This is a genomic window from Pseudomonas sp. PB103 (assembly GCF_009764635.1).
Classification (GTDB): Bacteria; Pseudomonadota; Gammaproteobacteria; order Pseudomonadales; family Pseudomonadaceae; genus Aquipseudomonas.
In genome coordinates this window covers 43,165-66,078 of sequence record NZ_RWIL01000068.1, presented here as the reverse complement: position 1 = coordinate 66,078, position 22,914 = coordinate 43,165, and the positions used below count along the sequence as shown (strand labels likewise).

Annotated in this window: 20 protein-coding genes and 1 pseudogene; 8 read left to right on the top strand and 13 right to left on the bottom strand. The window is 59.2% G+C overall.

All coding sequences use genetic code 11. The features are described from left to right. Positions 1-24: 24 nt before the first annotated feature. From aspS to EJA70_RS12985, 4 genes are all read right to left on the bottom strand, one after another. A complete protein-coding gene (gene aspS / locus EJA70_RS13000) occupies positions 25-1,800 on the bottom strand; it encodes an aspartate--tRNA ligase (protein WP_008080219.1) in 1,776 nt (591 codons plus the stop codon). Between the two features lie 99 nt (positions 1,801-1,899). Next, a complete protein-coding gene (locus EJA70_RS12995; protein WP_007912741.1) occupies positions 1,900-2,121 on the bottom strand; it encodes an FmdB family zinc ribbon protein in 222 nt (73 codons plus the stop codon). Between the two features lie 131 nt (positions 2,122-2,252). Next, positions 2,253-2,591, bottom strand: a complete 339-nt coding sequence (locus tag EJA70_RS12990; protein ID WP_158831171.1) for a ribbon-helix-helix domain-containing protein — start codon at positions 2,589-2,591, stop codon at positions 2,253-2,255. A 184-nt stretch (positions 2,592-2,775) separates the two neighbouring features. Beyond that, positions 2,776-3,246, bottom strand: coding sequence for a Dps family protein (locus tag EJA70_RS12985; protein WP_008080217.1), 471 nt, complete (start codon positions 3,244-3,246; stop codon positions 2,776-2,778). Between the two features lie 313 nt (positions 3,247-3,559). Between EJA70_RS12985 and EJA70_RS31260 the strand changes: the two genes are divergently transcribed. Beyond that, positions 3,560-4,162 carry a cold-shock protein gene (locus EJA70_RS31260; RefSeq protein ID WP_008080216.1) on the top strand — a complete coding sequence of 201 codons (603 nt, stop codon included), beginning with the start codon at positions 3,560-3,562 and terminating at the stop codon, positions 4,160-4,162. A 66-nt stretch (positions 4,163-4,228) separates the two neighbouring features. Here the strand turns inward: EJA70_RS31260 and EJA70_RS12975 are convergent, their stop codons facing one another. Together EJA70_RS12975 and EJA70_RS12970 are read right to left on the bottom strand one after the other, a co-directional pair. Next, positions 4,229-4,435: a SlyX family protein gene (locus EJA70_RS12975; RefSeq protein ID WP_008080215.1), complete on the bottom strand. Its 207-nt coding sequence runs from the start codon at positions 4,433-4,435 to the stop codon at positions 4,229-4,231. 3 nt (positions 4,436-4,438) lie between these two features. Continuing rightward, positions 4,439-4,864, bottom strand: a complete 426-nt coding sequence (locus tag EJA70_RS12970) for an HIT domain-containing protein (protein ID WP_158831169.1) — start codon at positions 4,862-4,864, stop codon at positions 4,439-4,441. A gap of 891 nt (positions 4,865-5,755) precedes the next feature. Here EJA70_RS12970 and EJA70_RS12965 point away from each other — a divergent pair. Then, complete coding sequence (locus tag EJA70_RS12965; protein ID WP_008080212.1) at positions 5,756-7,081, top strand: OprD family porin; 1,326 nt, start codon at positions 5,756-5,758, stop codon at positions 7,079-7,081. 229 nt (positions 7,082-7,310) lie between these two features. Here the strand turns inward: EJA70_RS12965 and EJA70_RS12960 are convergent, their stop codons facing one another. Both EJA70_RS12960 and EJA70_RS12955 read right to left on the bottom strand, forming a co-directional pair. Then, positions 7,311-8,153 (bottom strand): mechanosensitive ion channel family protein, encoded by an 843-nt coding sequence (locus EJA70_RS12960; RefSeq protein ID WP_008080211.1) that lies wholly within the window; start codon positions 8,151-8,153, stop codon positions 7,311-7,313. 137 nt (positions 8,154-8,290) lie between these two features. Continuing rightward, complete coding sequence (locus EJA70_RS12955; RefSeq protein ID WP_008080210.1) at positions 8,291-8,776, bottom strand: YajQ family cyclic di-GMP-binding protein; 486 nt, start codon at positions 8,774-8,776, stop codon at positions 8,291-8,293. 140 nt (positions 8,777-8,916) lie between these two features. On the opposite strand from EJA70_RS12955, the gene EJA70_RS12950 reads away from it, so the two are divergent. From EJA70_RS12950 to EJA70_RS12940, 3 genes are read left to right on the top strand one after another with little or no spacing between them, the layout of a single operon-like run. Next, a complete protein-coding gene (locus tag EJA70_RS12950) occupies positions 8,917-9,834 on the top strand; it encodes a putative 2-dehydropantoate 2-reductase (RefSeq protein WP_158831167.1) in 918 nt (305 codons plus the stop codon). 45 nt (positions 9,835-9,879) lie between these two features. Then, positions 9,880-11,916 carry a PAS domain-containing sensor histidine kinase gene (locus tag EJA70_RS12945; protein WP_158831165.1) on the top strand — a complete coding sequence of 679 codons (2,037 nt, stop codon included), beginning with the start codon at positions 9,880-9,882 and terminating at the stop codon, positions 11,914-11,916. Between the two features lie 3 nt (positions 11,917-11,919). After that, the gene (locus tag EJA70_RS12940; protein WP_008080375.1) at positions 11,920-12,504 is read left to right on the top strand and encodes a cob(I)yrinic acid a,c-diamide adenosyltransferase; all 585 of its coding nucleotides are present in this window, start codon (positions 11,920-11,922) and stop codon (positions 12,502-12,504) included. A 120-nt stretch (positions 12,505-12,624) separates the two neighbouring features. On the opposite strand, the gene EJA70_RS12935 is transcribed toward EJA70_RS12940, so the two are convergent. The 4 genes from EJA70_RS12935 to secA all read right to left on the bottom strand — a co-directional run bounded on the left by EJA70_RS12935 (position 12,625) and on the right by secA (position 18,456). After that, a complete protein-coding gene (locus EJA70_RS12935; RefSeq protein ID WP_158831163.1) occupies positions 12,625-13,572 on the bottom strand; it encodes a Nudix family hydrolase in 948 nt (315 codons plus the stop codon). Continuing rightward, positions 13,569-14,201, bottom strand: coding sequence for a glutathione S-transferase family protein (locus tag EJA70_RS12930; RefSeq protein WP_008080377.1), 633 nt, complete (start codon positions 14,199-14,201; stop codon positions 13,569-13,571). The genes EJA70_RS12935 and EJA70_RS12930 overlap by 4 nt, the downstream gene beginning before the upstream one ends. Before the next feature lie 179 nt (positions 14,202-14,380). Then, positions 14,381-15,598, bottom strand: coding sequence for a bifunctional glutamate N-acetyltransferase/amino-acid acetyltransferase ArgJ (argJ, locus tag EJA70_RS12925; RefSeq protein ID WP_008080378.1), 1,218 nt, complete (start codon positions 15,596-15,598; stop codon positions 14,381-14,383). A 122-nt stretch (positions 15,599-15,720) separates the two neighbouring features. After that, positions 15,721-18,456: a preprotein translocase subunit SecA gene (gene secA, locus EJA70_RS12920; RefSeq protein ID WP_158831161.1), complete on the bottom strand. Its 2,736-nt coding sequence runs from the start codon at positions 18,454-18,456 to the stop codon at positions 15,721-15,723. 308 nt (positions 18,457-18,764) lie between these two features. On the opposite strand from secA, the gene EJA70_RS12915 reads away from it, so the two are divergent. Then, complete coding sequence (locus EJA70_RS12915; protein WP_008080387.1) at positions 18,765-19,220, top strand: DUF721 domain-containing protein; 456 nt, start codon at positions 18,765-18,767, stop codon at positions 19,218-19,220. Positions 19,221-19,300: 80 nt separating this feature from the next. Here the strand turns inward: EJA70_RS12915 and EJA70_RS12910 are convergent, their stop codons facing one another. Beyond that, positions 19,301-20,788, bottom strand: a complete 1,488-nt coding sequence (locus EJA70_RS12910) for a helicase HerA-like domain-containing protein (RefSeq protein ID WP_158831159.1) — start codon at positions 20,786-20,788, stop codon at positions 19,301-19,303. Positions 20,789-20,974: 186 nt separating this feature from the next. Between EJA70_RS12910 and EJA70_RS31380 the strand changes: the two are divergent. Both EJA70_RS31380 and EJA70_RS31375 read left to right on the top strand, forming a co-directional pair. Beyond that, positions 20,975-22,006: pseudogene (locus tag EJA70_RS31380) on the top strand (cache domain-containing protein); the annotation flags it as partial. Between the two features lie 93 nt (positions 22,007-22,099). Then, positions 22,100-22,864 (top strand): methyl-accepting chemotaxis protein, encoded by a 765-nt coding sequence (locus tag EJA70_RS31375; RefSeq protein WP_371043227.1) that lies wholly within the window; start codon positions 22,100-22,102, stop codon positions 22,862-22,864. Positions 22,865-22,914 lie beyond the last annotated feature (50 nt).

Genomic DNA, 22,914 nt, shown 5'->3' with positions numbered 1-22,914 from the left:
CGAAGATGCGCCTTCAGGCCCGTCTTACTCAGCCTTTGGCGTTTCGCGCAAACGAATGTGCAGCTCGCGCAACGCCTTGGCATCCACCACACCCGGCGCTTGCGTCATCACGTCAGCAGCACTCTGGGTTTTCGGGAAGGCGATCACTTCACGGATCGACTGGGCGCCGGTCATCAGCATGACCAGACGGTCGAGACCGAAAGCCAGACCACCGTGCGGCGGTGCACCGTACTTCAGGGCGTCGAGCAGGAAGCCGAATTTCTCTTCCTGTTCCGCTTCGTTGATACCCAACAGGCGGAAGACCGCTTGCTGCATTTCCTTGCGGTGGATACGGATCGAACCGCCACCCAACTCGGTACCGTTCAGCACCATGTCGTAGGCGCGAGACAGAGCGCCGGCCGGGTTGGCTTCCAGTTCTTCCGGCGAGCACTTCGGCGCGGTGAACGGGTGGTGCAGCGCAGAGAAGCTGCCGTCGTCGTTTTCTTCGAACATCGGGAAGTCGACAACCCACATCGGCGCCCACTTGCAGGTCAGCAGGTTGAGGTCGTGACCGAGCTTGATGCGCAGTGCGCCCAAGGCTTCGCTGACGATCTTGGCCTTGTCGGCGCCGAAGAACACGATGTCGCCGTCAACGGCGCCAACGCGATCGAGGATGGCGTTGAGGTTTTCCAGCGGAATGTTTTTCACGATCGGCGATTGCAGACCGTCAACACCGGCAGCGCGCTCGTTGACCTTGATGTACGCCAGGCCTTTGGCACCGTAGATGCCGACGAACTTGGTGTAGTCGTCGATCTGCTTGCGCGGCATGCTCGCCCCGCCTGGTACGCGCAGAGCAGCGATACGGCATTTCGGGTCGTTGGCCGGGCCGCTGAACACTTTGAAATCAACTTCTTTCAGTTGATCGGCAACGTCGACCAGTTCCAGCGGGATACGCAGGTCTGGCTTGTCGGAACCGTAGCGGCGCATGGCTTCTTCGAAGGTCATGTGCGGGAATTCGCCGAATTCCAGATCCAGCACTTCCTTGAACAGGTTGCGGATCATTTGCTCGGTCAGACCCATGATCTCTTTTTCATCGAGGAAGCTGGTCTCGATGTCGATCTGGGTGAATTCTGGCTGACGGTCAGCGCGCAGGTCTTCGTCACGGAAGCACTTGGCGATCTGGTAGTAGCGGTCGAAGCCGGCCACCATCAACAGTTGTTTGAACAGTTGCGGCGATTGCGGCAGGGCGAAGAACGAACCGGCGTGAGTGCGGCTCGGTACCAGATAGTCACGCGCACCTTCAGGGGTGGCACGGGTCAGGATCGGTGTTTCAACGTCGAGGAAGCCGTTCTCGTCGAGGAAGCGACGGATGCTGGTGGTCATGCGCGAACGCAGACGCAGCTTCTCGGCCATTTCCGGACGACGCAGGTCGAGGAAGCGATAGCGCAGACGGGTTTCTTCGCCGACGTCGGAGAACTCGTTCAGCGGGAACGGCGGGGTTTCCGACTCGTTCAGCACTTCCAGTTCGTAACCGAGCACTTCGATCATGCCCGACGCCATGTTGGCGTTGGTCGCACCGGCTGGACGCAGACGCACCTTACCGGTGATCTTCACCACGTATTCACTGCGCACGCGATCGGCAGCGGCGAAGCTCTCGGCGCGATCCGGATCGAATACCACTTGGGCCAGACCATCACGATCACGGATATCGAGGAAAATCACCCCGCCGTGGTCGCGGCGACGGTGAACCCATCCGCAAAGGGTAATTTCCTGGCCTTCCAGGCTTTCGTTCAGTTGGCCGCAATAGTGGCTGCGCATCATGATAATGGTTCGCTTCTCGTCATTCGATATTCGGTGGAGATCGCGTTGCGTTCAAGCAATGCGGAAACTCACGCGTGTCGTTCAACCCGGGGTTGAACCCTAGTCAGATTTGTCGCCACCGGCCAGGTTCTTCTTGGCGCCGGTCTTGAAATCGGTTTCGTACCAACCGCCGCCACTGAGGCGAAAGCCTGGCATCGACAGTTGTTTCTTCAACTCTGGCGCCTGGCAGGCAGGGCAGTCGACCAGCGGTGCCTCGCTGATCTTTTGAATGGCTTCCAACTGATGACCACAGGAAGCACATTGATAATCGTACATCGGCATGGGGGTGTCTCGGCGATCAGGTTGCCACCGCGCGCGGGGCTTTGCGGCGAAAGAGCGGGATTATATCCATTAAATGCGGGCTGTGCAGCCGTAAGACTGCACAGCCCGCATTTAATGGCAATCGCCTTTTTTCAGACGGCAATGGCCGGCGGCACTGCCCCACCCCCATTGATCACGCACACTACCCGCACCAGCGCGCTGAAGTTTTTCACCCCACCGTGGCGCAGTTGCACTTCGCGATCGACGTGGGACAACAGCGAACTGATCGAACAGCAATTGTCGGCGGCCATGTTGCCGAGGATATTCCAGTAGACCTGCTCCAGTCGCAGGCAGGTCGCATAACCATTCAAACGTACCGACCGTGATAACGGCCGGATCAGCGTCATGTCAAACTCGTTGACGAACGGATCGACGATCAAATCCTGGGGCGGCCCGACTATCCTGTCCTTGCGCCTGTCTGCATCTTCCATATCGCTGACACTCCTTTGCCATTTCTGCGGGTTTCAAAAGCCACATCCGTGTGACCTCCATAAAAGCGCAGACGCAAAGTTATAGCCAGATGACTTATTGCCCATCCACGTAGGATAAGCCAACGCAACCGGTAAGAGTCTGGACAGCGCGCGAGCAACCGTACGAGATGCACGCGCGCCCGGATCATGCCTCCAGCAGCGCGCGCAGCATCCACGCGGTTTTTTCATGCACTTGCATGCGTTGGGTCAGCAGGTCGGCAGTAGGCTCGTCACTGACTTTGTCCAGCAGCGGGAAGATGCCGCGAGCAGTGCGGGTGACCGCCTCCTGCCCTTCCACCAGTTGTTTGATCATGTCCTCGGCGCTCGGCACGCCGGTTTCTTCCTTAATAGAGGAAAGACGCGCGTACGTGGCGTAGGCCCCAGGTGCGGGAAAACCCAGCGCACGAATACGCTCGGCGATCGAGTCGACGGCCAGCGCCAATTCGTTGTACTGCTCTTCAAACATCAAGTGCAGCGTGCGGAACATCGGCCCGGTGACGTTCCAGTGGAAGTTGTGGGTTTTCAAATACAGCACGTAGGTGTCCGACAGCAGACGCGACAGTCCTTCAACAATGGACTTGCGATCTTCTTCACTGATACCGATATCGATTGCCATGTTTTACCCCCTAACGGCGATTGAATTCATCCAAAGGTGCAGACCCACTCTAGCAAGGCTGTCGACACCCCGCAGCCCTGATCGGGCACATAGACTGCGACAAATCGACCAACACCTTGCCGCTGGCCGGGCTGATTTGAGTAGCTGCAGGCTTTGCTGTTAAATAGGCAGTGTGTCGCCATGCCCCATTTTTCGGGGTCTTGCGCATAGGCTGATGCCGTGTACGTGCCTACCGCCTCTTTATTTTGTTACGAAGCGAACCGTGCGCCTTCAGCTCTTCCTTGTGAGCCGTCATAAACGTGAGCCAATTAAAATGTTGAAAATCGTCCACCTGCTAATGGGCGCAGCCGCTTTGCTGCTGTCGTTCATACCCAGCTTGAAATCTGAAGCCGTTCCCTACCTGCAACAACCTGATGCTCTCTACCTGGCCTTTTTCGGCCTGCTGAACCTGGTCATTGCTCCGGTGATTCCTTACTGGAACAAAGGCCCGCGCCAGCATCTGCAAAACCTCGTCAGCGCGCTGCTGGTGCTGACCGTCGTCCTGCAAACCTTGACCCTGATCGCGCCGATGCCTGTCATCGCCGGCCAGCCAGCCGTACTGTTCACCCTGGTGATCGCGCTGGTGGCCGTCGTGTTGCACCTGGCCGTCAGTTTTTATCGTTCTTCACCTGCTGCCGCTCCAACCAGCTATGACATGACCAATCGCGATACCGGTACCGTCAAGTGGTTCAACACCTCCAAAGGCTTCGGCTTTATCTCCCGGGATTCCGGCGATGATATTTTCGTGCACTTCCGTGCAATCCGTGGCGAAGGCCACCGCGTCCTGGTCGAAGGCCAGCGCGTGGAGTTCTCGGTGATGAACCGGGACAAGGGCCTGCAAGCCGAGGACGTGATCGCCGCTTTGCCGCGTCGCTGATCCAAGGCAATAAAAAACCGCGTACAGCCTGGCTGTACGCGGTTTTTTTATGCCTTTGAAAACGTATCAATAGTGCGGCGGTGGTGCTTCTTCTTCGAACGACTCGAACTGCCCGACCATCTCTTCCTGACGCTTGAGCAGTGCGGCCATCTGCAATTGCAGACGATCAACCACGCGCTGCTGCGCAACCAGTACGTCGTTCAACGACTGGATAGTGTCATCCTGAAACGCCAGACGGCTTTCCAGATCGGTAACGCGTTGTTCCAGGCTCATGCTTCAGCCCTCCAGAAACGTGAAGTCTTCGGTCAGCACCAGGCGCAAGCGTTCGCGAATGGCGGCCACTTGCTCGGCGCTATAAGGCTTGGCCGGGTGCTTGCCCCAGACCGGCGCCGGCCAGGCGGCGTCATCGCGTTTGCGCACAATCACGTGCATGTGCAATTGGCTGACGACGTTACCCAGCGTCGCCACGTTCATCTTGTCCGCATCCAGCAAATCCTTGAGCAACTCGGCCAGCGCGGTGGTTTCCAGCCATAACTGCTGTTGATCGGCGACATCCAATTGAAACAACTCGCTGATATCGTCGCGACGAGGCACCAGGATGAACCACGGGTAGTTGGCGTCATTGGACAACAACAATCGGCAGAGCGGGAAGTCGCCGAGGGTCAGGGTGTCCTGTTGAAGTCGTGGATCTAAAGCAAACACTGCGCGCACTCCGGCTGTTCGACATATTGAGCTTAGCGGCCATCCCGCAGGACGCGGTACCAAGCGACAGACCGGCAGCATACCTGCGATTGCGCCAGCCTTCACGACAGCAGTGCCCTCTCGTCACTCGCCGCACGCCCCGACATGTGACATTTACCGACACGTTGCACCAGCAAAGAACCGAGAACGGCAATGAACACACGCAAATGACCAACCCTGATGCGTTCGCGATCGCCCACTCATCAAACTGTGTGATTACAGGACAGCGTGTCATTTTTTTTGCACCAAAACCGCACAGTGCGTCTACGCTCATGCGTCGAAGCATCCGCCGAATACTCACTCACGGGGTGAACCGGTAACGTTTTTGGCTGTCGCGTGCGACTGATGTCGTGGCAACACCATTGCAGGAATGGCGTCAAGCCCTTGTAAAAGTGGGCTTTGCGCCCCGTATTTATGAGGTTTTTACAGGTAACACGCGTTGTGCAGAAAAATAACCGCAGCGAGATTGCGGTTTGTGCACGCTTGTTGCATTCGCACACATATGGACTATAAGCGCACCACACGATGTGGATGCCTCAAGCCCAACAAAAACAGTGGCAGGGTTGCCCGATGGAGATTCAAGTGTTTTGCCAGGGACTCTTTTTTAGCGATGCAAACGGCTAAAAAACAGCGAGAAAGTTGTCGGCCCGATTGCATCGGTACTGTGAATTTGCGACCTCTACAAAGCCATCTGCGACGGCGTCGTAAAGAAGGTGAAACGTTAGATTCGCAAGTATCGCCAACATTGTCGGCGTGATATAAGTTTGCGCCGACACAAAAAGAAAGAGCCGCCCAGATAATAAAACAGGTGGGACGGCAGTACTCTTCTAAAAACCAAAGGAGCAAATCACGATGCGCGTGATGAAGTGGAGCATGATCGCCCTGGCTGTTGCAGCAGGCACCTCGCAGTTCGCAGTGGCATCCTCTCAGGATGATTCCAAAGGTTTCATCGGCGACCAGAGCCTGAAACTGAAGACTCGTTTTGAATACATGAACCGTGACTTTAAAAACGGTGCAGGCAATGGCACTTCCGGTACTGCTGGTTATCGCCAGGATTCCGGTCTCAGCCAACTGCTGACTTACGAATCGGGCTTCACTCAAGGCACCGTTGGCTTCGGTCTCGACGCCATGGCAATGGGTTCGGTCAAACTGGACGGCGGCTCGGGCCACCGCGGTAACGGCCTGTTCGCCAACGACAGCGACGGCAACCCGGAAAAATCCCAGGGCAAAATCGGCGGCGCAGTTAAATTCCGCGTATCCGACACCACTCTGAAGTACGGTCAGCAATTCGTTGCCAGCCCGGTTTTCGCTACCGATGACAGCCGTCTGCTGCCAGAAGTCGCGACCGGTACCCTGATCACTTCCAAAGAGATCAAAGGTCTGGAACTGAGCGCAGGTCGCTTCACTTCCCTGAGCAAGCAAACCGGTATGGGCCGTGACAGCATCGGCGGTCTGCCAGATGAGAACGGTTTTGGCGGCAAAGGCCTGACCAACATCAATATCTTTGGTGCCAGCTACGCCTTCACCGACAACTTCACCGGTGCCCTGGCTGCATCCGACGCTGATGACTACTTCAAGAAGTACTACATCAACCTGAACTACACGTTGCCAATCAACGACGAACAGTCGCTGAACTTCGACCTGAACGGTTACAAAACCAAGGGCGACAGCCGTGGTGACCTGGTCGACGCCATCGGTGACGGCACTCTGGGTGTGGACAACAACCTGTGGTCCCTGGCCGCTGCTTACAGCCTGGGCGCGCACAAGTTCACCGTTGCCTACCAGCAGTCGAGCGGCGACAACGCTTATTACTATGGCGTTGACGGCAACAGCACGATCTTCGTGGCCAACTCCATCCAAATCTCCGACTTCGTGGGCCGCGAGGAGAAATCCTGGCAAGCGCGCTACGACCTGAACATGAAAACTTACGGCGTCCCTGGCCTGAGCTTCATGACCCGTTACGTAATGGGTAACAACATCGAGACCAACGGTCTGGGTGAAGGTAAAGAGAACGAGTGGAACGCCGAGTCCAAGTACGTGATCCAGGAAGGCCCGGCCAAAGACCTGTCGTTCCGTCTGCGTTACGCCATGTATCGCTCCAACGGCGCGTACAGCGGCTACTCGTCTGACAACAACGACACTCGTCTGATCGTTGAGTACCCACTGAACATCCTCTAATAGGGATGCACAGCTGACGTACTGTAGAGCCCTGCTCTAACAAGAACCGCTCACCTGACTCAGGTGAGCGGTTTTTTTATGCCCGGCCCAACTTCATTCAAACAACAAAGATTAGCCGGCTATCTATTAGCCAGCAAACTTTCAGCACAGACATAAAAAAACCCAAGACTGCGAACAGCACTTGGGTTTTTCATTAATTAACTGACCGCAAAGCCAGGTATCAATGTTGTTACTGTGCAGCCGTTTCCTGAACTACACGAATTACCCGTTGTGGAAACGGGATATCGATACCGGCGGTTTTTAAACGATCGCGCGACTGTTCGTTAAACATGAACATCACGTCCCAGTAGTCTGCGGTTTTAACCCAGACACGCAGGGAAACAGTGATCGAGCTGTCACCCAGCGTCGAAATCACCGCCTGTGGCGCCGGATCCTGCAGAACGCGATCATCCTTGGCCAGATCCAGCAGCACCTGACGGGCCTTTTGCAGATCGGCTTCGTAATCGACGCCCACATCGAACACAACCTTACGGGTCGGCTGACGGTTGGTGTTGGTGATGATGCCGTTCGACAGGTTACCGTTCGGCACGATGATGGTCTTGTTGTCGCCAGTACGCAGCACAGTGTGGAAAATCTGGATGCTGTCGACGGTACCCGACACGCCTTGCGCTTCGATCCAGTCGCCGATGCGGAATGGACGGAACAGCAGAATCAGCACGCCGCCGGCGAAGTTCGCCAGGCTGCCCTGCAACGCCAGACCGATGGCCAGGCCGGCAGCACCGATCGCAGCAACGAACGAGGTGGTTTCGACACCGATCATCGAAGCGACGCTGACAATCAGCAGCACCTTGAGAATGATGTTGGCCAGGCTGCTGATAAAGCCTTGCAGCGCCAGATCAGCGTTACGCAGGGCCAGCAAGCCGCCGAGTTTTTGCGTGACCTTGTTGATCAGCCACCAGCCGATGGCCAGGGTAATCACGGCCAGCAGCACGCGGCTGCCGTATTCCATGATCATCGGGATCCACGCCTGGGACGCCTTGACCAGGTGGTCTACCTCAGCATTCAAATCCATGTTCTATCTCCTGATTTCCGGCTACCCGGGCTGAAAAAATCAGCGGCAGAAAGACCGAGCCTGTTGGGGCTCAATCGTTTCTGCCGTTGCTTGGGGCTCGGACGCTGAAAACGCCGAGAGGTTCCCGACGAAAAAGCTTAGTCGCGGAAGTTGTTGAACTGCAGCGGCATGCCGAATTCTTTGGCGCGCAGTGCCGCGATGGCCTCTTGCAGGTCGTCACGCTTCTTGCCGGTGACACGGACCTGCTCGCCTTGAATGGCGGCCTGCACTTTCAACTTGGCGTCTTTGATGTGGCCGACGATTTTCTTCGCCAGCTCCTTGTCGATGCCTTCCTTGAGGATGGCATCCTGCTTCATCAGCTTGCCCGAAGCGTACGCGTCTTTGACTTCAAGGCACTGCACGTCGATCTTGCGCTTGACCAGGGCCAGCTTGAGGATTTCGATCATCGCTTCCAGCTGGAACCCGGCTTCAGCGGTCAGGCTGACGGTCAGGTCTTTTTCCTTGAACTCGAAGCTGCCTTTGCCTTTCAGGTCATAACGACGATCGAGTTCCTTCACGGCGTTCTCGACCGCGTTGGTGAGTTCGTGTTTGTCCAGTTCGGATACCACGTCGAACGACGGCATGTAATCTCTCCAATAAAAAGGCGCGCTCGATGAGGATGGAGCGCGCTTGGCTTGCGGTTAAAATCGGGCTCATTATAACGGGTCTTTTCCTACGAACACGGCGAGCCGCACATGCCTGCACGCAATCGAGCAAAAAACTGATGTCGACCACCTGGCACATTCTCGGCGCCGGCAGTCTCGGCACCCTGTGGGCTACACGCCTGGCCCGCGCCCGCTTGCCGGTCAGACTGATCCTGCGGGATGTCGAGCGCCTGCGCAGTTATCAAGGCGCTGGCGGCTTGACCCTGGTGGAACAAGGTAAGGCCAGTACCTACGCGGTGCCGGGCGAAACCCCGGACAGCCCCGAGCCGATCCGACGCTTGCTGGTCGCCTGCAAAGCCTATGACGCTGAAAGCGCCGTCGCCCGCCTCGCCCCGCGCCTGACGGCGGATGCCGAGCTGATCCTGTTGCAGAACGGCCTCGGCAGCCAGGACGCCGTCGCCACAGGGGTACCGCAGGCCCGCTGCATCAGCGCTTCCAGTACAGAAGGCGCCTTCCGCGATGGCGACTGGCGCGTGGTGTTCGCCGGTCACGGCTTCACTTGGCTGGGTGATGTCACTCACCCGGTCGCGCCGATCTGGCTGGAGGATATGCAAGCCGCGAACATTCCCCACGAGTGGAGCACCGACATCCTCACGCGGCTGTGGCGCAAACTGGCGCTCAACTGTGCGATCAACCCGCTGACCGTGCTGCACGGCTGCCGTAACGGCGGGCTGCAGCAGCATCACTGCGAAGTCGCCACGCTGTGCGCCGAACTCGCCGAATTGTTGCAGCGCTGCGGCCAGCCAGCGGCTGCCGACAACCTGCAAGAGGAAGTCGAACGGGTGATCCACGCCACCGCCGCCAATTACTCTTCGATGTATCAGGACGTGGCCAACCAGCGCCGCACCGAAATCAGCTACTTGTTGGGCCATGCCTGCAAAGTCGCTGCGCGCCACCAGTTGAACCTGCCGCACCTCAAGCAATTGCAGCAGCGCCTCGTCGCGCATCTGCACAGCCTTGGATTGCCCAGCGACTGAGCAGCGGCTACGCTGGCCACTTGTTCCTTTGCTGCGATAAACCTGATGCCATTGCGCCAGCGCCTCGAAAACCTGCCGGTCGGCCAGAAACTGCTGGCCGCCCTGCTGGTGCTGTTGACCACTGTGTTGCTGGTCGCCAACCTGACCTTTATCAGCGCCGCCTACTACATTTCCCAGGAAAGCATGGCGCCGCAAGCCTTGCAGACCATCGGCCGACTGATCGCCAACCCGAGTCTGGTCAGCGAGTCCCTGCAATCGCCGGAGAGCGCCGAACGCCTGCTCAAGGAGCTCGACAGTTATTCGCCATTACGCGCCGCTGCGATATATGACGGCAAAGGCGAACGCCTCGCGCAGGTGCAGCGCGGCGACAAACTGAAACTGCCCGAGCGTTATCGGCACATCGAAGCCTGGCAGCTCACCGAATTTCGCAGCAATCAGCTGATCACCCTGCCCCGCCCCGGCACCGCGCCCGGCCATCTGTTGCTGGTGGCGAGCAGCGAACTGCCGATGGCCTTCTACACCGGTACGTTGACCGCGAGCCTCGGCATCCTGATTTTCAGCGTGCTGCTGTGGCTGGTGATTGCCCGCCAGATCAAACGCCTGATCACCCGGCCGATCCACCAGCTCGAAGAGTTATCGCGCCAGGTCACCCGCGAAGAAAACTACGCCCTGCGTGCCTCGCGCGGTAACCACGATGAAATCGGCAGTCTCGCCGAGGCCTTCAACACCATGCTCTCGCGTATCGAGGCCCGTGAGCAGCAGCTCAAGCGCGCCCGCGATGACTCGCAAGCCGCTTACGATCAGGCGCAGGGGCTGGCGGAAGAAACCCGCCACACCAACCGCAAACTGGAACTGGAAGTGCAGGTGCGCAGCAAGATCGAGAAGAAGCTCACCGGTTTCCAGAACTACCTCAACAGCATCATCGACTCGATGCCCTCGGCGCTGATCGCCCTCGACGAGCAGCTCTACGTCACTCAATGGAACCAGGAAGCCAGCGCCCTCTCCGGGACACGCCTGGACGAGGCGCTGAACCAGCCGATCTTTCTCGCGTTCGAACCGCTCAAGCCATTCCTGCCGCAGCTCAAGCAGACCGTCGAGCAACACACCGTGGCGAAAATCGAGCGGGTGACGTGGTTCAAGGACGATGAGCCGAAGCACTACGCGCTGACGTTCTACCCGCTGATGGGCGGTGCCGGGCGCGGCGTGGTGATCCGCATCGATGACATTACTCAGCGCCTGTCGCTGGAAGAAATGATGGTGCAGTCGGAAAAAATGCTCTCGGTCGGCGGCCTCGCCGCCGGCATGGCGCACGAAATCAACAACCCGCTGGGGGCGATCCTGCACAACGTGCAGAACATCCGTCGCAGGCTGTCGACAGAGCTGCCGAAGAACCTCGAAACCGCCGAACAACTGGGCATCGAACTGGACACGGTCAACCGCTACCTGCAAGGCCGCGAAGTGCCGCAACTGCTTGATGGCATTCAACAGGCTGGCGCCCGGGCAGCAAAAATCGTCACGCACATGCTCAGTTTCAGTCGCCGCAGCACGCGGCAAATGGCGCCGTGCGATTTGCCGGCACTGATCGACCAGGCGGTGGACATCGCTGGCAACGACTTCGATCTGGCCATCGGTTTCGACTTCAAGGGTCAAGCGATCATTCGCCAATTCGACCCGGCGCTCGGCCCGGTACCGGGCACCGCCAATGAACTGGAACAAGTGCTGCTCAACCTGCTGAAGAACGCCGCGCAAGCAATTCACCAGCGCGAGGACGACAGCGAGCCCGGGCGGATCATTCTGCGCACCAAACTCAATCCGCCATGGGCCGAGATCCAGGTGGAAGACAACGGCATCGGCATGAGCGAGAACGTGCGCAAACGCACCTTCGAGCCGTTCTTCACCACCAAGGAAATCGGCCAGGGCACAGGGCTTGGCCTGTCGGTGTCGTACTTCATCATTACCAACAACCACAAGGGCCAGATGGAAGTGCAGTCGGCGCCCGGCCAGGGCACCTGCTTCACTCTGCGCCTGCCACTGGCGCAACCGGCACCGATCGCAGCCGAAAACAATCAACTACCGAGGTAACCCATGGGCTTTCGCTTGTCGAAGATTTACACCCGCACTGGCGACAAAGGCGAAACCGGCCTGGGCGACGGCCGCCGCGTGCCGAAAGATCATCCGCGCATCGAGGCGATAGGTGAGGTCGACACGCTGAACAGTCAGGTCGGCGTGCTGTTGGCCGGTTTGATTGCCGAACGTGAGGCCTATCCTGGGCTGAATGAACTGATCGAAGTGTTGGCGCCTTGTCAGCATCGGCTGTTTGATTTGGGCGGCGAGTTGGCGATGCCCGAGTATCAGGCGTTGAACGCAGGGGAAATCGAACGGCTGGAAGCGGCGATCGACGTGTGGAATGAGGAGCTGGGGCCGCTGGAGAATTTCATTTTGCCGGGCGGGTCGATGCTGATTGCGCAGGCCCATGTGTGTCGCAGCCTGGCGCGCAGTGCCGAACGGCGCTGTCAGCATTTGAATGCGCTTGAGCCGCTGGCCGGGGTTGGCCTGGCGTATATCAATCGGTTGTCGGATTTGTTGTTTGTCGCGGCGCGGTTGATTGCGCGGCGACAAGGGATTGCGGAGATTCTCTGGCAACCGGCCCCAAAACCGACAGAGATGTAGCGCCTGACCGGCCGCCATCGCTGGCAAGCCAGCTCCCACAGGTTTCGAGTTGTACACAACATTTGTGAACGACACAAAACCTTGTGGGAGCTGGCTTGCCAGCGATGAGGCCTGCAGCCTTTACAGAGAATCAGGCCAGAATGCGCGAATCCCCGCCACACCCTGTGCACCAACGCCCCAGGCCTTTTCGCGCTCCACCGGGCCAACACCGCCCAACAGAAACACCGGTTTACTGAAGCCTTCGATCAGCGCCCCAGCCTGCTCCCAGCCCAACGGCTGCGCATCCGGATGCGTCAACGTCGGCTGCACCGGCGACAGCGTGACGAAATCCACGCCCATCTGCTCGGCCAGCGCCAGTTCCTCAGCGTTGTGGCACGACGCCGCCAACCAACGCTCCGCCGGCAACGGACGCCCCGCCGCTGCGTATTTACGCAATTGTGCGGAGGTGATGTGCCATCCGGCAGACGGGAAATCGCCGAGCCATTCGAAGGGCCCTTTTATCATCAACTGCGCCTTGCCCGCACACAGGCCGGCCGCATCGACCGCCAGATCGCGATACTTGGGGTCATAGCCATTCGGCGCACGCAGCTGAATCAACTTGATCCCGCCGGCAATCGCCTTCTGGATACCGCGCAGCAACGCCGGGGTCTCCAGGTCTTCCGGGGTGATCAGGTATTCAGCCGGCAAACGCGCTGCCGCCACGATCGGCTGATTGGCTGCCGGGAACTCGTAGTTCGCCAGTTCTTTCGCCGTGACCCAGGCCAATGGCTGGCCTTCGGCACCATGCGGCTCGCCGGTGAAAGCCGACACTTCCCAGACATCCAGCAATACTTGCTTGTCCGGGTAATCGTGACGCACTTTGATCAGCGGTCGGGCGGCGCCAACGACGATGCCCAGCTCTTCGTGCAGCTCACGGGCCAGCGCGGTTTCGACTGTCTCGTCAGCCTCGACCTTGCCGCCGGGAAACTCCCACAGACCGCCCTGATGCTGAGTGTCGGCGCGGCGGGCGATGAGGATTTTGCCACTGTCGTCACGGATGACGGCGGCGGCGACGTGTACGCGTTTCACGGATTCAATTCCTCCAGTCCAGCCTTTTGCCACGCCTTGAACGCGGGCCATTGGTAGACGGTTTCAACATAGGCTTGGTCGACGGCCGGCAGTTGCACTTGATAAGTACGCAGGCGCACAGCAATCGGCGCGAAGAAGGCGTCGGCCAGACTCACCCGGCCGAACAAATACGGCCCGCTCTCGGTGGCGGCGGCACGGCATTCGGCCCACAGCGCGAGCATGCGTTCGATGTCGACCTTCACTTCTGGCGGCACCGGGCTGAGCGGCGCATCGTGATTGAGGTTGAACGGCATGTGATTGCGCATGGCGAAGAAGCCGCTGTGCATTTGTGCGCAAGCGGATCGGGCCTGCGCACGGGCGAAGATATCGCTCGGCCAGAGCTGCTCGGACGGGAACTGTTCAGCGAGGTATTCGGCGATGGCCAGCGAATCGGCGACAGTGCCACGCGAGGTTTGCAGCAGCGGGACCTTGGCGGTCGGCGAATGCTTGAGCAGCAGCTCGCGGGTGTCGGGCTTGCCGAGCTTGATCAGTTCTTCGGTATAGGGTGCGCCGGTCAGTTCCAGCGCCAGGGCGGCGCGCAGGGACCAGGAGGAAAGCAGTTTGTCGCCGATGATCAGGTGCAGGGACATGGGTGAATACCTTCTTGTCAGGGAAACAATCCAGAATGTCTGGCGTCTGTTCGTCCGTCATCGCGGGCAAGCCCGCTCCCACAGTGATTGAGGTCGCTCACAAATTTTGTGTACACCACAGAACCCTGTGGGAGCGGGCTTGCCCGCGATGAGGCCGGCAGCCCGCTCCACCTTTTAGATCAAGTGCGGTATTCAGCGTTGATCTTCACGTATTCATGCGACAGGTCGGTGGTCCAGATGGTTTCGCTGCAATCGCCGCGACCCAGTTCGATGCGGATGGTGATTTCTTCCTGCTGCATCACCGCCGAACCCTGCGCCTCAGTGTAGGTCGCCGCACGCGCGCCACGGCTGGCGATGCACACCTCGCCAAGGAACACGTCGATCTTGCTTACGTCCAGATCCGGCACGCCGGCACGACCGACGGCAGCCAGAATCCGGCCCCAGTTCGGATCGGAGGCGAACAGCGCGGTCTTGATCAGCGGCGAGTGTGCCACGGTGTAGCCAACGTCCAGGCATTCCTGATGGTTGCCGCCGCCATTCACTTCAACGGTGACGAACTTGGTCGCGCCTTCGCCATCACGCACGATGGCCTGGGCGACGTCCATGCACACTTCGAATACCGCTTGCTTCAGTTTGGCGAACAACTCGCCTTCGGCGCGGGTGATTTCCGGCAGTGCAGCCTTGCCCGTGGCGATCAGCATGCAGCAGTCGTTGGTCGAGGTGTCGCCGTCGATGGTGATGCGGTTGAACGATTTGTTGGCGCCGTCGAGCATCAGGTTGTGCAGCACGTCGCGGGAGACTTTGGCGTCAGTGGCGATGTAGCCGAGCATCGTCGCCATGTTCGGGCGGATCATGCCCGCGCCTTTACTGATGCCGGTAACGGTGATGGTCACGCCGTCATGCTCGAACTGGCGGCTGGCGCCCTTCGGCAGGGTGTCGGTGGTCATGATGCCGGTGGCGGCCGCTTCCCAGTTGTTTTCCGACAAGTCGTCCAGCGCAGCTTGCAGTGCGCCTTCGATCTTCTCGACCGGCAGTGGCTCGCCGATCACACCGGTGGAGTACGGCAGAATCTGCTCGGCAGCAACGCCGGTCAGTTCCGCCAGTTTGGCGGTGGTGCGTTCGGCAGCGGCCAGGCCAGGCTCGCCGGTACCGGCATTGGCATTGCCGGTGTTGGTCAGCAGATAACGCACGGCGTTCTGTACGCGCTTCTTCGCCAGAATCACCGGCGCAGCGCAAAAGGCGTTCAAGGTGAACACGCCCGCCACGGTCGAGCCTTCGGCGCAGCGCATCACAACGACATCTTTGCGCCCGGGGCGCTTGATGCCGGCCGAGGCGATACCGAGTTCAAAACCGGCAACCGGGTGCAACGTTGGCAAAGGACCAAGACCAACAGCCATGAATGCGCTCCTTACTCAATGATGTCAGCACCGCCAATCGATGCGGCGGTGATTTAAATGGCAAAACGCCGCGACGGCAGGAGCCGGTCGCGGCGCGGGTATTTCAGCGATTGAAACGGGTTTTACTGAATCTGCCCGTGGCAATGCTTGAATTTCTTGCCCGAACCGCAGTAGCACAGTTCGTTGCGGCCCAGCTTCTGCTCGTTGCGAACCGGTGCGGCGGCGAGGGCCACATCGACCTCTTCACCGAGCAATTCCGGTTGCTCCAGACCTGGCGCTTCAGCGTGTTCGAACTGCATGCGGGCGGCCAGTGCTTCAGCTTCCTCACGCAGACGTTGCTCTTCGGCTTCCGGATCTTCGCGGCGAACCTGAACGTGCGACAGCACACGGATCGAGTCGCGCTTGATCGAATCGAGCAGCTCGGAGAACAGCGTGAACGACTCGCGCTTGTACTCTTGCTTCGGGTTCTTCTGGGCGTAGCCACGCAAGTGGATGCCGTGACGCAGGTGATCCATGGTCGACAGGTGGTCTTTCCACAGGTCATCCAGCACGCGCAGAACGATTTGCTTCTCGAAGGAGCGCAGTGCCTCGGCACCCGCCTGGTCTTCTTTCTCGTTGTACGCGGCAATCAGCTCAGCCATCAGCTTCTCGCGCAGGGTTTCTTCGTACAGGTGATCGTCTTCGTCGAGCCATTGCTGGATCGGCAGTTTCACGCCGAAGTCGCTGGCAATCGTCGCTTCCAGACCGGCCACGTCCCACTGCTCTGGCAGCGATTGCGGTGGAATGTGGGCGCTGACGGTGGCGTTGAGTACGTCCTGACGGAAGTCGGCGATGGTTTCACCGATGTTGTCAGCGGCCAGCAACGTGTTACGCATGTGATAAATCACTTTACGCTGTTCGTTGTTGACGTCGTCGAACTCGAGCAGTTGTTTACGAATGTCGAAGTTACGGCCTTCAACCTTGCGCTGCGCCTTCTCGATCGCGTTGGTCACCATGCGGTGTTCGATCGCTTCGCCCGGCTGCATGCCCAGGGCTTTCATGAAGTTCTTCACTCGATCAGAAGCGAAGATGCGCATCAGGCTGTCTTCCAGCGACAGGTAGAAGCGGCTCGAACCGGCATCGCCCTGACGACCGGCACGGCCACGCAGTTGGTTGTCGATACGGCGCGACTCGTGACGCTCGGAAGCAATCACCTGCAGACCGCCGGATTCCAGCACTTGCTGGTGACGCTTCTGCCAGTCGGCCTTGATCTGGGCAATCTGCTCAGGCGTCGGGTCTTCCAGCGACGCGACTTCAACTTCCCAGTTGCCGCCCAACAGGATGTCAGTACCACGACCGGCCATGTTGGTGGCGATGGTCAGTGCGCCCGGACGACCGGCCTGCGCGATGATCTCGGCTTCTTTTTCGTGGAACTTGGCGTTGAGAACCTTGTGTTCGATGCCTTCCTTCACGAGCAATGCGGACATGTGCTCGGAAGTTTCGATGGTCGCCGTACCCACCAGCACCGGACGGCCGGCCGCCATGCTTTCCTTGATGTCGGCAACGATCGCCGCGTACTTCTCTTCGGCGGTGAGGAACACCAGGTCGTTGAAGTCTTTACGCGCCAACGGTTTGTTCGGCGGAATGACCATCACTTCCAGACCATAGATCTGGTGGAATTCGAACGCTTCGGTGTCAGCGGTACCGGTCATGCCGGACAGCTTGGTGTAAAGACGGAAGTAGTTCTGGAACGTGGTCGAGGCCAGGGTCTGGCTCTCGGCCTGGATGTTCAGACCTTCCTTGGCTTCGATGGCCTGGTGCAGGCCTTCGGACAAACGACGGCCGGGCATGGTACGACCGGTGTGTTCGTCGACCAGTACGACCTGGCCGTCCTGCACGATGTATTCGATGTTGCGGTTGAACAGCTTGTGCGCACGCAGACCGGCATAGACGTGGGTCAACAGGCCCAGGTTATGCGCCGAGTACAGGCTCTCGCCTTCAGCCAGCAGGCCGACGCGGGTGAGCATGTCTTCGATGAACTGGTGACCGGCTTCGTTGAGTTCGACCTGACGGGTCTTCTCGTCAACGGTGTAGTGGCCAGCCTTGGTGACTTCGCCTTCGACTTCTTCAACGTGCAGTTCCAGCTGCGGGATCAGCTTATTGATCTCCATGTACAGCTTGGAGCTGTCCTCGGCCTGACCGGAAATGATCAGCGGGGTACGCGCTTCGTCGATGAGGATGGAGTCGACTTCATCGATCACGGCAAAGTTGAGTTCGCGCTGGAATTTTTCTTCCATGCTGAACGCCATGTTGTCGCGCAGGTAGTCGAAACCGAATTCGTTGTTGGTGCCGTAGGTGATGTCGGCGGCGTAGGCCAGACGTTTCTCTTCCGGCGGCTGGAACGGCGTCACGACGCCGACGGTCAGGCCGAGGAATTCATACAGCGGGCGCATCCAGTTGGCGTCACGACGCGCCAGGTAGTCGTTCACCGTCACAACGTGCACGCCCTTGCCGGACAATGCGTTGAGGTAAACGCCCAGGGTTGCCACGAGGGTTTTACCCTCACCGGTGCGCATTTCGGCGATCTTGCCTTCGTGCAAGGTCATGCCACCGACGAGCTGTACGTCGAAGTGGCGCATACCCATGATGCGCTTGCCGGCTTCGCGGGCGACCGCAAAGGCTTCTGGCAACAGCTTGTCGAGGGTTTCCCCTTTGGCGATGCGGGCCTTGAACTCAGCGGTCTTGGCGCGCAATTGATCGTCCGAAAGGGCCACCATTTGCTCTTCGAAGGCATTGACGAGCTGCACCGTCTTGAGCATGCGTTTGACTTCACGCTCGTTCTTGCTTCCAAAAAGTTTCTTTAACAAAGGCGCAAACATATCGGCAGGATCTTCCACACTAAAGGGATGGAGGGCGGCCCCGTGAGCGTCGCCCGTGCAGCCCTCATGGCCGCATGCGAACGAGCATTCTACCCGGAAACGGAAGTGAGGAAAGTGGCGATGTTCCACGATGCTGGCACTGCGCTTTGACGGGGCTCACTTAAAATAGGGGCGTTTTGCTCAACTTCAAGTCATAAAAGGCAGAAGTTAGTCGTTGATTTAATGGGTAAAGCGGGGGCAAAAGCAATGGGCGAGTGATTTCGGCCTTTCTGCTACCATGGCGTTTCTGTTACTTCAGGTGTTCAATCATGGCATTTCGCCCTCTTACGGCCAGAGCACCCGCCGTTCTCCTGCGCGAAGCCAAGCCGCTCAAAGCCATTCTCGGCCATGCCCAGCGACTGGGGCATTTGCAGCGTCTGCTCGAAAGCCAACTGCAACCTGCCGCCCGTGAACATTGCCATGTCGCCTCGTGGCGTGAGGGCAGTTTGTTGCTGATTGTCACCGATGGCCACTGGGCCACGCGCCTGCGCTATCAGCAAAAACGCTTGCAGCGGCAATTGCAGATGTTTGACGAGTTCGCCAGTTTGACGCGGATTCTGTTCAAAGTGCAGCCGCCGACGGTGCAGCGCGCGGTGGTTGGCAATACGATGGATTTGTCGACGGATGCCGCGGCGACAATTCAGGCGACAGCCGACGGGATCAGTGATCCGGGGTTACGCGCGGCGCTGGAACGATTGGCGGCACACGCCAAAGACAAAACCTGAAGCAAGGTCAAAAGATCGCAGCCTGCGGCAGCTCCTACATTAACTCCTGTAGGAGCTGCCGCAGGCTGCGATCTTTACTTTCAGCGGCGTTTGCTGCCGCCTAATAAAGAGCCCATCAGGCCGCGTACCAGTTGTTTGCCCAAATTGTTGGCGGCCTGGCGCATGGCTGATTTCAGTGCCTGGCCGGCGGCTGTGCCGAGGAATTCTCCGGCCCTGTCGGCCAGGCTTGGCTCTTCAGGCGCGGGTTTTGCGTCGGCGGTTTCGGCCTCAGGTGCCAGGCCTTTGCGGCCCATGAGGATTTCGTACGCCGATTCACGATCGATCGGCTTGTCATAGCGCCCCTTGAACGGCGACCCGGCGATCAGCAGCGTACGCTCGGTTTCCGTCAGCGGCCCGATCCGCGATTGCGGCGGTGCCACCAGCACACGCTGGACCATCTCCGGCGTGCCCTTCTCGGCCAGCGTGCCGACCAATGCCTCGCCGATGCCCAACTCGGTCAGCACCGCCAACGTGTCGAACGCCGGATTCGGCCGGAAGCCGTCCGCCACTGCACGCAGGGATTTCTGCTCCTTGGCGGTGAATGCGCGCAAGCCGTGCTGCACGCGCAGGCCCAGTTGCGCCAGCACATCATCCGGCAAGTCTGCCGGCGATTGCGTGACGAAATACACGCCAACGCCTTTCGAGCGGATCAACCGCACCACTTGCTCCAGACGCTCCTGCAAGGCCTTGGGCGTATCGCCAAACAACAAATGCGCTTCATCGAAAAACAACGCCAGCAGCGGTTTGTCGGCATCGCCGCGCTCCGGTAGCTGTTCGAACAACTCCGCCAGCAGCCACAGCAAAAACGTTGCGTAGACCTTTGGCGCCTCATGCACCAGACGACTGGCATCGAGCAGATGAATCCGTCCACGCCCATCGGCGGCGGGTTGCAAGATGTCTTCGAGTTGCAGTGCAGGTTCGCCGAACAGGGCTTCGGCGCCCTGCTGTTCCAGCGTCGCCAGACGGCGCAGCAGCGCCTGACTGGAACCGGTGGTCATCAGCGCGGCGTCTTCGCCGAGCATTTGCGGGTTGTCCTTGAGGTGATTGAGCAGCGCCTTCAGGTCTTTCAGGTCCAGCAGCAACAACCCTTCGCGATCGGCCACTTTAAAAGCGGCATACAACGCCGCCTGTTGGCTGTCGGTGAGTTCCAGCAGGCTGCCGATCAACAGCGGGCCCATTTCACTCAACGTTGTGCGCAATGGATGACCGGACTGACCGTGGATGTCCCACAAGGTCACCGGGTACGCCTGCGCCTTGTAGTCGAGCCACGGCATCCCGGCGATGCGCTCGGCGACCTTGCCCTGCGGGTTGCCGGCAGCACCGAGGCCACACAGGTCACCCTTGATGTCAGCGGCGAAAACCGCGACACCGGCGTCGCTGAACGCTTCGGCCAGACGCTGCAAGGTGACGGTTTTACCGGTACCGGTCGCGCCGGCGATCAGGCCGTGGCGGTTCGCCAGGCGCATGGCCTGACCAATCGGTTGCGCGGTGAGATCGGCGCCGATTACGAGTTGCGATGAGTCAGGCATTTTGTCACCCATGGTTAATCTTTGATTCACTTTGGCCGATAGATAAAGCGTGAACCTGACTGAAAAGTCGGTCGGACATTTCCCTAAGGAGAGTCGGAAATATCAGTTTGCATTCACCTTTGCCCATATTGCGCGCCTTTATAAAAGCACGCCCAGGACATTAAGACCTTAGCGGAACCCCAAGCCATGAACAAAAATCTGCGCTTCAGCCATAAAATTTTGCTTGCCGCCGCCCTCATCGTCATCGCCGCCTTCGCCTCGTTTACGCTGTACAACGACTGGCTACAGCGCAACGCAATCCGCGATGACCTGAACAACTACCTCAACGAAATGGGCGAGGTCACCGCCGGCAATATCCAGACCTGGCTCAGCGGTCGCATTCTGCTGATCGAAAACGCCGCCCAGAACATCGCCATCAACCCGGAACCGGCCAACGTCGCCAGCCTGCTGGAACAGAAGACCCTGACTTCGACGTTCATGGCCACTTATCTGGGCGATGCCACCGGGCACTTCACCATTCGCCCGGACACGAAAATGCCGGACGGTTTCGATCCGCGCGTGCGCCCTTGGTATAAAGGTGCCGAGAGCAGCAGCACCTCGACCCTGACCGAACCGTACATCGACGCCGCCACCGGGCAACTGATCATCTCCATCGCCACCGCCTCGAAAAAGGCCGGTCAGAGCGTCGGCGTGGTCGGCGGCGACTTGAGCCTGCAATCGCTGGTCGATACCCTCGCCGCCCGCGATTTCGACGGCATGGGTTATGTGTTCCTGGTCAGCGCCGACGGCAAGATCCTCGTGCACCCGGACAAGGCCCTGGTGATGAAATCACTCAAGGAAGCCTATCCACAGGACACCCCGCGCATCAGCAGCGATTTCAGTGAAGTCACCGTTGATGGCAAGACCCGCATCGTCACCTTCGCGCCGATCAAAGGCCTGCCGTCGGTGAACTGGTACATCGGATTGTCGGTTGATAAAGACCAGGCGTTCGCGATGCTTAGCCAGTTCCGCACCTCGGCAGTGATTGCGACAATCATCGCCGTGGCGATCATCATCGCGTTGCTCGGCATGCTGATCCGCCTGCTGATCCAGCCGCTGCACGTGATGACCCGTGCCATGGAAGACATCGCCGACGGTGAAGGCGATCTGACCAAACGCCTGACCATCGTCAATAACGATGAATTCGGCATTCTGGGTACCGCTTTCAACCGTTTCGTCGAGCGTATCCACAGTTCGATCCGCGAAGTGTCGTCAGCCACCGGCCAGGTCAACGAAGTGGCGCTGCGCGTGGTCGCCGCGTCGAACTCGTCGATGTACAACTCCGATCAGCAAGCCTCGCGCACCAGCAGCGTGGCCGCTGCGATCAATCAGCTCGGCGCCGCCGCCCAGGAAATCGCCCGCAATGCTGCACAGGCGTCGAACCAGGCCAGTGATGCACGCGGCCTCGCCGAAGACGGCCAGCAGGTGGTGGATCGCAGCATCAAGGCAATGAACCAGCTGTCGAGCATGCTCAGCGCGTCGAGCAGCAACATCGAGTCGCTGAACAGCAAAACCGTGAACATCGGTCAGATTCTTGAAGTGATCACCAGCATTTCCCAGCAAACCAACCTGCTGGCGCTCAACGCGGCGATCGAAGCGGCGCGTGCCGGTGAGGCTGGCCGTGGTTTCGCGGTGGTCGCAGATGAAGTCCGCAACCTCGCCCACCGCACCCAGGAATCTGCGCAACAGGTGCAGACAATGATTGAGGAGCTGCAAGTCGGCGCCCGTGAATCGGTGAGTACTATGAGCGACAGCCAGCGCCACAGTCAGGACAGCGTGGAGATCGCCAACCTTGCCGGGGAACGCTTGAACAGCGTGACGCAGCGCATTGGCGAAATCGACGGGATGAACCAGTCGGTGGCCACGGCGACCGAGGAGCAGACCGCCGTTGTCGAGTCGATCAACGTTGATATCACCGAGATCAACACGCTGAACCAGGAAGGCGTGGAGAACCTGCAGGCGACGTTGCGGGCTTGTTCGGATCTGGAGCAGCAGGCTTCGCGGTTGAAACAGCTTGTGGGTAGTTTCCGGATTTAAGATCAAAAGCCTACCCCCTCACCCCAGCCCTCTCCCCCAGAGGGGCGAGG

What these genes read in the sequence shown, in the direction of transcription:
- EJA70_RS12955 (WP_008080210.1), bottom strand. Translation starts at nt 8,776, where the DNA reads ATGCCGTCGTTCGACGTGGTATCCGAACTGGACAAACACGAACTCACC.
- aspS (WP_008080219.1), bottom strand. Translation starts at nt 1,800, where the DNA reads ATGATGCGCAGCCACTATTGCGGCCAACTGAACGAAAGCCTGGAAGGC.
- EJA70_RS31375 (WP_371043227.1), top strand. Translation starts at nt 22,100, where the DNA reads ATGTACAACTCCGATCAGCAAGCCTCGCGCACCAGCAGCGTGGCCGCT.
- EJA70_RS12975 (WP_008080215.1), bottom strand. Translation starts at nt 4,435, where the DNA reads ATGAGCCTGGAACAACGCGTTACCGATCTGGAAAGCCGTCTGGCGTTT.
- EJA70_RS12950 (WP_158831167.1), top strand. Translation starts at nt 8,917, where the DNA reads ATGTCGACCACCTGGCACATTCTCGGCGCCGGCAGTCTCGGCACCCTG.
- secA (WP_158831161.1), bottom strand. Translation starts at nt 18,456, where the DNA reads ATGTTTGCGCCTTTGTTAAAGAAACTTTTTGGAAGCAAGAACGAGCGT.
- EJA70_RS12985 (WP_008080217.1), bottom strand. Translation starts at nt 3,246, where the DNA reads ATGGCAATCGATATCGGTATCAGTGAAGAAGATCGCAAGTCCATTGTT.
- EJA70_RS12995 (WP_007912741.1), bottom strand. Translation starts at nt 2,121, where the DNA reads ATGCCGATGTACGATTATCAATGTGCTTCCTGTGGTCATCAGTTGGAA.
- EJA70_RS12915 (WP_008080387.1), top strand. Translation starts at nt 18,765, where the DNA reads ATGGCATTTCGCCCTCTTACGGCCAGAGCACCCGCCGTTCTCCTGCGC.
- argJ (WP_008080378.1), bottom strand. Translation starts at nt 15,598, where the DNA reads ATGGCTGTTGGTCTTGGTCCTTTGCCAACGTTGCACCCGGTTGCCGGT.
- EJA70_RS12910 (WP_158831159.1), bottom strand. Translation starts at nt 20,788, where the DNA reads ATGCCTGACTCATCGCAACTCGTAATCGGCGCCGATCTCACCGCGCAA.
- EJA70_RS12990 (WP_158831171.1), bottom strand. Translation starts at nt 2,591, where the DNA reads ATGGAAGATGCAGACAGGCGCAAGGACAGGATAGTCGGGCCGCCCCAG.
- EJA70_RS12930 (WP_008080377.1), bottom strand. Translation starts at nt 14,201, where the DNA reads ATGTCCCTGCACCTGATCATCGGCGACAAACTGCTTTCCTCCTGGTCC.
- EJA70_RS31260 (WP_008080216.1), top strand. Translation starts at nt 3,560, where the DNA reads ATGTTGAAAATCGTCCACCTGCTAATGGGCGCAGCCGCTTTGCTGCTG.
- EJA70_RS12945 (WP_158831165.1), top strand. Translation starts at nt 9,880, where the DNA reads ATGCCATTGCGCCAGCGCCTCGAAAACCTGCCGGTCGGCCAGAAACTG.
- EJA70_RS12965 (WP_008080212.1), top strand. Translation starts at nt 5,756, where the DNA reads ATGCGCGTGATGAAGTGGAGCATGATCGCCCTGGCTGTTGCAGCAGGC.
- EJA70_RS12960 (WP_008080211.1), bottom strand. Translation starts at nt 8,153, where the DNA reads ATGGATTTGAATGCTGAGGTAGACCACCTGGTCAAGGCGTCCCAGGCG.
- EJA70_RS12940 (WP_008080375.1), top strand. Translation starts at nt 11,920, where the DNA reads ATGGGCTTTCGCTTGTCGAAGATTTACACCCGCACTGGCGACAAAGGC.